Source organism: Microbacterium sp. F2E (assembly GCF_020905435.1).
Taxonomy (GTDB): domain Bacteria; phylum Actinomycetota; class Actinomycetes; order Actinomycetales; family Microbacteriaceae; genus Microbacterium; species Microbacterium lacticum.
Window position 1 is genome coordinate 1 of record NZ_JAJJIB010000056.1, and the last position, 560, is coordinate 560.

Sequence of the window (560 nt, forward strand, 5' to 3'; positions counted from 1 at the left end):
ACCTGGTCGGTGATCTTCGAGATCGTCTCGTGCGAGAGGTCCGTGCCCAGCGTCGAGGCGAGGTGGTGCTGGATGTCGCGGACGGTCATCCCGCCCGCGTACAGCGAGATGATCATCCCATCGAGGCCGTCCAGCCGGCGCTGCCCTTTCGGGACCAGCATCGGGGTGAACGTCCCAGCCCGGTCCCGCGGGACGGCCAGCTCGATGTCTCCGATCTCGGTCGCGACCGTCTTCGCGCTCGTGCCGTTGCGGGAGTTCGGGTGCAACGAGGCCTCCGCGTCGCCGCGCTCGTAGCCGACGTGCTCGGTCAGCTCCGTCTCCAACCCGCGCTCCAGCGCGGCCTTGAGCATTCCACCGATCAGGCCGTGCTCGCCCGTGAGGGGCTCGCCGGCGTCGATCTGAGCGAAGATCTCGTCCATCGCGCCCGACGCCTTGAGCCGGTCAGCGAGCTCCTTCTGCCGGCGACGACGCTCCTCGCGCTCCGGACTGATAGCCATGGTCTCCATGATGTTCTCCTTCGAGATGAACCTCACCCCTTACACAGACCATCTGATACCCCC

Annotated in this window: 1 protein-coding gene; it reads right to left on the reverse strand. The window is 67.0% G+C overall.

All coding sequences use genetic code 11. The annotated features are described in order from the left end of the window. Positions 1-497 (reverse strand): transposase (locus tag LOK55_RS13965; protein ID WP_374107664.1); only part of this gene is annotated, 497 nt, incomplete at its 3' end. Between the last annotated feature and the right edge of the window lie 63 nt (positions 498-560).